Annotated in this window: 6 protein-coding genes, 1 tRNA gene and 1 pseudogene; 5 read left to right on the top strand and 3 right to left on the bottom strand. The window is 63.7% G+C overall.

The features are described from left to right. Positions 1–458 precede the first annotated feature (458 nt). Positions 459–2,492 carry a methyl-accepting chemotaxis protein gene (locus AC0L3J_RS36680; RefSeq protein WP_473350331.1) on the top strand — a complete coding sequence of 678 codons (2,034 nt, stop codon included), beginning with the start codon at positions 459–461 and terminating at the stop codon, positions 2,490–2,492. Positions 2,493–2,646: 154 nt separating this feature from the next. On the opposite strand, the gene AC0L3J_RS36675 is transcribed toward AC0L3J_RS36680, so the two are convergent. After that, positions 2,647–3,003 (bottom strand): DUF3175 domain-containing protein, encoded by a 357-nt coding sequence (locus tag AC0L3J_RS36675; protein ID WP_473350329.1) that lies wholly within the window; start codon positions 3,001–3,003, stop codon positions 2,647–2,649. A gap of 182 nt (positions 3,004–3,185) precedes the next feature. Between AC0L3J_RS36675 and AC0L3J_RS36670 the strand changes: the two genes are divergently transcribed. The 3 genes from AC0L3J_RS36670 to AC0L3J_RS36660 all read left to right on the top strand — a co-directional run bounded on the left by AC0L3J_RS36670 (position 3,186) and on the right by AC0L3J_RS36660 (position 7,201). Further along, positions 3,186–4,673 (top strand): MFS transporter, encoded by a 1,488-nt coding sequence (locus tag AC0L3J_RS36670; RefSeq protein ID WP_473350327.1) that lies wholly within the window; start codon positions 3,186–3,188, stop codon positions 4,671–4,673. Positions 4,674–4,677: 4 nt separating this feature from the next. Beyond that, on the top strand, positions 4,678–5,499 hold the full coding sequence (otsB, locus tag AC0L3J_RS36665; RefSeq protein WP_473350326.1) for a trehalose-phosphatase: 822 nt from the start codon (positions 4,678–4,680) through the stop codon (positions 5,497–5,499). Positions 5,500–5,737: 238 nt separating this feature from the next. Then, entirely contained in the window at positions 5,738–7,201 is a 1,464-nt protein-coding gene (locus AC0L3J_RS36660) for a trehalose-6-phosphate synthase (protein WP_473350325.1), read from the top strand. Between the two features lie 55 nt (positions 7,202–7,256). Here the strand turns inward: AC0L3J_RS36660 and AC0L3J_RS36655 are convergent, their stop codons facing one another. Beyond that, positions 7,257–7,598, bottom strand: a complete 342-nt coding sequence (locus tag AC0L3J_RS36655; protein WP_456766693.1) for a hypothetical protein — start codon at positions 7,596–7,598, stop codon at positions 7,257–7,259. Positions 7,599–7,794: 196 nt separating this feature from the next. Between AC0L3J_RS36655 and AC0L3J_RS36650 the strand changes: the two genes are divergently transcribed. Beyond that, a tRNA-Ser gene (locus AC0L3J_RS36650) sits at positions 7,795–7,884 on the top strand. A gap of 53 nt (positions 7,885–7,937) precedes the next feature. Here the strand turns inward: AC0L3J_RS36650 and AC0L3J_RS36645 are convergent. Then, positions 7,938–8,129: pseudogene (locus AC0L3J_RS36645) on the bottom strand (hypothetical protein); the annotation flags it as partial.

The following is an 8,129-nucleotide window of genomic DNA, read 5'->3' as shown; positions in this document are numbered from 1 at the left end:
CAGACCGCCGCCACCGACATCGGCCAGGTCAACCGCGGCGCCGCCGAAACCGGCTCGGCCTCGGAAGAGGTGCTGCACTCGGCCAAGACGCTGTCGTCCGAAAGCACCCGCCTGCGTGCCGAGCTCGACCGCTTCATGGGCAATATCCGGGCGGCGTAAGCTCGAAGCGCGCCACGCACTCCGCCGTCGTCCTGGCGAAAGCCAGGACCATTACCCCAAGCAGCAGTTATCGGGCGAACTGCTAACTCCGAGTCATCGCCAAACCGCTCCCTGGGGTAATGAGTCCTCAGCGCTCCGCTCCGCTTGTCCAGTACGACGAGACCTGCGTCACCTAACCGCCGGTTGCGGCGCCACAAATTTACCGCCGCTTATCCTTTGCCATTTACCGTGCTCACGCGTCAGGAAGCGGGCTGCTTCCGGGCTGCGCCTGGTTTTCCGCGAATGGAATGGGGTGGGGAATGCCCGTCAAGTCGAAGCTGACCACATCGAAGCTGCTCACCTTGCGTTTTCGCGCAAAAATCATCCTCGGCTTCGTGGCGGTGCTCGCCATCCTCGCCGTCAGCATGGCTTTCGCCTATTTCGGCTTCGAGCGGATCCAGGCCGCCGTGGCCTCGTATCGCTCCAGCGTCGCCGAAGCGGACCTTGCGCGGACGGTCGATCGCGAGTTGATCGCCTACCAGGGGCTGGCGCGGGCCTACACGCTGACCGGCGCGGCGGATGATGAGACCGCCGCCAAAGCGGCCGAAGAGAATTTGAGGGCCGCGATCGCCAAGTCTGGGGCGGCCACCACGGGCGCCGCGCGCCGCGAGCAGGTCGGCCGGCTCGAGGCCGACTTCAAGAGCTTCACCAAGGTGTTCGGCGAGATCATCACGTTGACGCGCGAGAACGGCAAGATCGCGACGGATGAGCTCAACAGCGTCGGCAACAAGATCCGCTTCAAGTTCGACGATCTTGCCGATACCGCGGCATTGGCCGGCCTGAACTCGGTTCAGGGCACGGCCAAGGACATCACATCGCAATACCTTGCGGTCTCCACCTCGGTCAGCGCCTTCGTCGCCAAGCCGGAGCCGAAGACCGCCGACGGCGTGACCGCCCGCATCAAATTCCTGGAGACGTTGCTGGTCTCGATCTATGCCAACGACCAGAAGATCACCGACCGCGTCACCGAGATCAGCAATCTCTTGAAGCAGTACCGCACCTCCTTTTCGAAGCTGACCGAGAACGTGAAGGTCATCGTCAAGCTGAACGGCGACATGACCAAAACGGCTGCGTCCATTCTCAAGCTCTCGGGTGAGCTGCGGTCGGAGCTGACGGCGGATCAGCAGCGCATCGAGGTGAGCGCCAATGCCACCATCAGCGAGACCGAGCGGACGATGCTGATGATGGCGCTCGGCGGCCTCGCCATTGGCGCCGCGTTGGCCTGGATGCTGGGCAATGGCATTTCGCGTCCGATGATCGCGATGTGCAAGGCGATGCGCGAGCTTGCCTCGGGCAATTTCGACGTCGTGTTGCCGGGCCTGGGCCGCAAGGACGAGATCGGCGAGATGGCCGGCGCGGTCGAAGAATTCAAGGTGCAGGCCGTGGCCAAGGCCGAGCGCGACGCCGCTGCCAACGAACTCCAGAACAGGGAGCAGGCCGCAAGCCGCCGCTCCGAGCTGATCCGCTTCGCCGACGATTTCGAGAGCGCGGTCGGTGCCATCGTCTCCAACGTCTCTGCCTCCGCCGTGCAGCTGGAATCGGCGGCCTCGACACTGACCCGCACCGCCGAGACCACGCAGAGCCTGTCGAGCCAGGTCGCCGACGTCTCCGAGCAGGCCTCCAGCAACATGCAGTCGGTCGCGACCGCGACCGAAGAGCTTTCGGCCTCGGTCGAGGAGATCGGCCGCCAGGTCCGCGATTCCAGCCGCATTGCCGAAGCTGCCGTGGTGCAGGCCAAGGAGACCGATAACCGCATCGGCAAGCTCTCGCATGCCGCCCAGCAGATCGGCGAAGTCGTCAAGCTCATCACGGCGATCGCCGAGCAGACCAATCTTCTGGCGCTCAACGCGACCATCGAGGCGGCGCGCGCCGGTGAAGCCGGCCGCGGCTTTGCAGTTGTCGCCAGCGAAGTGAAGTCGCTGGCGAGCCAGACCGCGAAGGCCACCGACGAGATCTCCTCGCACATCACGGGCATGCAAGGGGCCACCGCCGAGTCGGTTGCGGCGATCAAGGAGATCGGCGCGACCATCGGCCAGATCTCGTCGATCTCGACGTCGATTGCAAGCGCAGTGGAGCAGCAAGGCGCAGCGACCCAGGAAATCGCGCGCAGCGTCCAGACGGTTGCACAGGGCACTCAGACCGCCGCCACCGACATCGGCCAGGTCAACCGCGGCGCCGCCGAAACCGGCTCGGCCTCGGAAGAGGTGCTGCATTCGGCCAAGACACTGTCGTCCGAAAGCACCCGTCTGCGCGCCGAGCTCGACCGCTTCATGGGCAATATCCGGGCGGCGTAGGGGCATTCCCGCCAATGTCGTCCTGGCGAAAGCCAGGACCCATTACCCCAAGCAGCAGTTATCGGGCGAACTGCTAACTCCGAGTCATCGCCAAACCGCTCCCTGGGGAATAGGTCCTGGATCGGCGCTGCGCTTGTCCAGGACGACCTAGCGCTCACTCCCTCCCGAATGCCCGCTTCAGCTCCAGCTTTGCCCGCTCCAGCCGCGTGCGCTGCGTCTGCGGCAGCGTCTTGCCGGCGCGGTTGATGTAGAACGTCAGCATCGACAGCGCCGAGCGGTAGGCGCCGGTCTTGCGGCGCGCGCTGTGCTCGGCCGAGCGCTTCAACGAAGCCGCGATTTTCTTCGCGCTGGTCAGCTTGAACACGCCTTGTTTGAGGTCGAGCGCGTCGCTCTCCTTCGTCACGTGCTGCGACCAGCGCTTCGGTGCGGCGCGTTTGGTGCTCTTGCGCGCCGCTGTTTTGCGAGCATGTGGCGTCTTTCTGAAATGTGTCGTCTTTCTGGCATGAGCCATGCGTCGACTCCTTGCGGCTCCACCGAAAACCGGCGGTGCGAGCGGTCGTTCCTGCGGGAACCTGCCCTCGCCGCAGACGTTGTCGCAGGCGGCAGGCGGAATGCCGCACCCCCTTGATCGGATCGCCCCCGTCCACGCCATGTGAACCGGGGCCATGTCCATTGGTCAGATGCAACAACGCGATGGAATTGCAGCGAAGCCCAGCGCCGAACGATGGACCTGTGGTCTCCACGGCGCACGCGGCCGATCGCATCATCGAAACCAGCATTCCCGCACGGCTTGACGCGCTGCCGTGGAGCGGGTTTCACACCCGCGTCGTACTCGCGCTCGGCATCACCTGGATTCTGGATGGTCTCGAGGTGACGTTGGCCGGCGCGCTCTCCGGCGCGCTGAAGCAGAGTCCCACCCTGCATTTCTCCAATCTCGATCTCGGCATTGCCAATTCCGCCTATCTCGCGGGCGCGGTGCTCGGCGCGCTCGGTTTCGGCTGGTTGACCGACCGCATCGGCCGCAAGAAGCTGTTCTTCATCACGCTCGCGCTCTATCTCTCGGCGACGGCCGCGACCGCTCTGTCATGGAATGTCGCGAGCTACGCACTATTTCGCTTTCTCACCGGCGCCGGCATCGGCGGCGAGTATACCGCGATCAATTCGACCATCCAGGAACTGGTGCCGGCGCGCTATCGCGGCTGGACCGATCTCGTCATCAACGGCAGCTTCTGGATCGGTGCGGCGATGGGCGCGGTGGCGGCTATCGTGCTGCTCGATCCCACGGTGATCGGCCCCGATCTCGGCTGGCGCCTGGCTTATCTCATCGGCGCGGCCATCGGACTCGTCGTGCTCTTGATGCGGATGTGGATTCCGGAGAGTCCGCGCTGGCTGATGATCCACGGCCGTCCCGACCAGGCCCACGCCATCGTCGACGAGATCGAGCGCTCGGTGATTGGGCACGGCCAGGATACGAGCGACGGGCGCTTCGCCAAGATCCGCCTGAAAATGCGGAGTCACACGCCGATCCGCGAGGTCGTGCACACGCTGTTCTCGGTCTACCGCCAGCGGGCGATGGTCGGCCTCGTGCTGATGATCGCGCAGGCTTTCTTCTACAACGCCATCTTCTTCACCTTTGCGCTGGTGTTGACCGATTTTTACGGCATCAGCGCCGATCATGTCGGCTGGTATCTGCTTCCCTTCGCCGCCGGCAATTTCCTTGGTCCGCTGCTGCTCGGCCGCCTGTTCGATACGCTCGGCCGCCGGACCATGATCATGTTCACCTATGGGGTGTCGGGCCTGTTGCTGGCGCTGTCGGGCTATCTGTTCTCGATCGGCGCCTTGAGCGCGCAGGGGCAGACCATCGCCTGGATGGTGATCTTCTTCTTTGCCTCGCCCGCCGCGAGCGCCGCCTATCTTACCGTCAGCGAGACGTTTCCCTTGGAAGTCCGCGCGCTCGCGATCGCCGTGTTCTACGCGGTCGGCACCGGCATCGGCGGCGTGATCGGCCCCGCATTGTTCGGAGCGCTGATCGACACGGGATCACGCACGAGCGTATTCGCAGGCTATTTGTTGGGGGCGTTCCTGATGATCGCGGCCGCGATCGTGGCGTGGCGCTATGCCGTCTCGGCGGAGCGCAAATCGCTCGAAGAAATCGCGCGGCCGCTGGCTTCCATGGAGTAGACTTATGAAATCAGAACTGGCTGAATTGGATCAAAAGCGCGCCATGGTCGACGATGAAGCGCCCGATGCGGTGCCGGTGCCTCACGCACTCGTGCCGCATCTCAATGAAACAGCGATCCTGCTCGACATCGACGGGACGCTGCTCGACCTGATGCCGACGCCGCGCGAGGTGTGGGTGCCGCCAGGCCTGTCGGAAACACTGAACCGGCTGACGGAGCGCACCTCGGGCGCGCTGGCGATGGTCAGCGGCCGTTCGCTCAACGACATCGACCTGATCTTCGCGCCCGATATTTTTCGCGCCGTCGCCGGCCACGGCGCGGAGATGCGGCTTTCGGTGGACAACGAAGCCGATGCCGTCAGCGCGCCGCCGCTGGACAAGGAGCTGAAGCGGCGGCTTGCGGCGGTCGCCAAGCTCAGTCCCGGTATTCTGCTCGAAGACAAGGGCTATTCGCTGGCGCTGCACTACCGCCTTGCGCCGCATGCGGAGAAGGCGATCTATGAATCCGTCTCGTTGATCCGCGCCGACCTGCCCAATGCACCGATCGAGGTGCTGCCGGGCAAGTTCGTTTGCGAGATCAAGCATTCCGGTTTCACCAAGGCGACCGGCGTGCGCGAGTTGATGAAGCACGAGCCTTTTAAGGGACGCCGTCCGATCTTCATCGGCGACGACGTCACCGACGAGACCGTGTTCGCGATCATGCCCGACATGAACGGGCTCGCCTTCTCGGTCGGCCGCCGCGCCATGGGTGTCAACGGACACTTCGACGCGCCGAACGACGTGCGCGCGTTCCTTGCGCGGCTGCTCGACGACTCAAGGTTGGAATAAGGCACGGACATCTCGGAGCCACATATTGCGCGCGTAATTCCCCAGCGCGTCGGGTTCATGCTGCGCGTGCCACGGTTCCAAAGCCGACTTTGTGTAGCGAAATCGTCGGGTTGCCTTAAGGTAAACCGGTTCCAACGCGCGCGCCCGATTTTGGTTTCAATTGGTGCAAAGGATGATCAGGAACCATATTGATGAACGGCAGTTAAATGGAGTGGAATGAAACAGGAGGGGACGACCTGTGAACTTAGTCGTCGTTTCGAATCGCGTCGCGCGCGGCAAACCCAATGAGCCCATGACGGGCGGTCTCGCGGCAGCCTTGCTACCCGTTGTGGAACATTCGGGCGCGATCTGGGTGGGTTCCTCGGGCCGTGTGCGTGACGGCCATCAGAAGGAGCCGTTCGCCGAGATCGAAGCACTGGGTTCGGGCGCGATCGCGACGCTGGATCTGCCGGCGGCGCACTATGGCGGCTATTACGAAGGCTTTGCCAATTCGGCACTGTGGCCGGCGCTGCACTCGCGCAGCGATCTGATCCGCGTCTCGCGTGACGACTATGTCAGCTATCGCGAGGTCAACGCCTTCATGGCGCGCGCCTTGATGCGTTTCCGGAAAGCACAAACCGCGTTCTGGGTGCAGGATTACCATTTCCTCGCGCTCGGCGCGGAGCTGCGGGATCTCGGCGTCGACGATCCGATCGGCTTCTTCCTCCATACGCCGTGGCCGGTCGCGGCGGTGATGCAAGGCGTACCCAATCATCGCGAGCTGATCACGGCGATGCTGGCCTACGATCTGATCGGCTTCCAGACCCATGACGATTGCCAGAATTTTCTCGGCTATGTCGCGAGCGAACTCGGCCTCGCCGTCGAAGACGGCGTTGCGATCTCGCAGCATGGCCGAACGCGCTGCGAGGTGTTTCCGATCGGCATCGACGCCGAGAAGTTCGCGCAATACGCGGCGAAATCGGCGTCGCATCCGGACGTGTCGCGGCTGCGCCGTAGCCTCAATGGCGAGCGGCTCGCGATCGGCGTCGACCGGCTCGACTATTCCAAGGGTCTCGTCAACCGCATCAGCGCGTTCGATCGGCTCTGGACCGAGCATCCGCAGTTTGCGCGCAGCATTTCGCTGTTGCAGATCGCAAATCCCTCGCGCGGTGCCATCGAAGCCTATGGCAATCTGCAGAACGAGGTCGCGCGGCTCGTGTCCGACGTCAACGGCCGTCACGGCGAGGCCGACTGGACACCGATCCGCTATCTCAACAAGGGCTTCAGCCAGGCCGTGCTCGCGGGTCTCTACCGCACCGCGCAGATCGGTGTGGTGACGCCGCTGCACGACGGCATGAACCTGGTCGCCAAGGAATACGTCGCCGCGCAAAATCCGGCCGATCCCGGCGTGCTGGTGCTGTCGAAATTCGCCGGCGCGGCCAACGAGCTCGACGCCGCGCTGCTGGTCAATCCGCATGACATCGACGGCATGGCGCGCGCGATCGCGGTCGCGGCTGCGATGCCGCTCACCGAGCGCAAGATGCGCTGGGATGCGATGATGAAGAAGCTGCGCGGCCACACCATCCAGCAATGGTCGGCGGATTTCGTCGCCGAGCTGGAGAAGTGCCGAACGGAGAAGGCCGCGGTCGCGCCGCTCGCGAACCAGCCGCCGCAAGCGCTGCGCTGGCTCAAGTCGGCGATATCAGGTGTGCGGCTGATCTAGTGTCCTTCTCCCCTTCCTTACGGGAAGGGCAGGGGGCGAGTTGAAGACGAGAGCCTCAATAGCAATACGACACGCCCTCCAGAATCGCGCACTGCCGCTTGTTCGGCGCGTTCGGATCGTCGAGCGGCACCATGCCCTTGCCCTGGCCGACGAACACGCCGGGCCCGACATGCACCGAGCTCTTGTTGCCGATGATGACGCTTTGATGTGGCGTCGCGCTCGAGCGCGTGCCGTCCGGCCAGAGGATGGTATCGCCCGAAAGCATCCCGCGCCGTCCGTCGTCACAGCTGACGTCGACCCCTTGCCGGGTGCAGACCTGTGCGGCGGCCGGTCCGGCGAAGGCGGCGGCAAGGGCCGAAATCAGGCTCAGCGCGGCGGTGATGTTGCGGATGGTCATGGGGCCCCCGGACGTGTTTGACGATCTTGAGTGAATCGTCGCGCCAAACCCACCACCGGTTCAGTCGGCGGGCGGTTCCGAGCGCTGCTGTGGCGTTCGATATTGTCTATGAAATACAACATCTTACGGAAAAATCACCCGATTTCCCCGCGATCCCTTGCAAAATCATCGGCGCCCCTTCAAGAGAGTGCGCTCCGGAGAGATGGCCGAGTGGCTTAAGGCGCACGCTTGGAAAGCGTGTGTGCGGGAAACCGTACCGTGGGTTCGAATCCCACTCTCTCCGCCACTTCTACGTCACAGCTCTCTGTCCGGCCCGAAGACATGGGTAACGGAACGTACCTAAGACATAGGTGACAGCCTCGTGCCGAACGGGTTGTCGAGAGGTTGCAGGGTTTTCTGCTCCAGGTCGAAGTATCCCAGATCATAATGCATGAAGCTGACGAGCCAAATGCCCTCGTCGACCTCTTTGATGCCGAGCTTTTGGCCCGCCAGCACGGTTGAGATGTTGATCCGCTTGCGATGCAGGCAAAG

Source organism: Bradyrhizobium sp. Kon37 (genome assembly GCF_055807535.1).
This window is presented reverse-complemented; position numbering and strand designations above follow the sequence as displayed.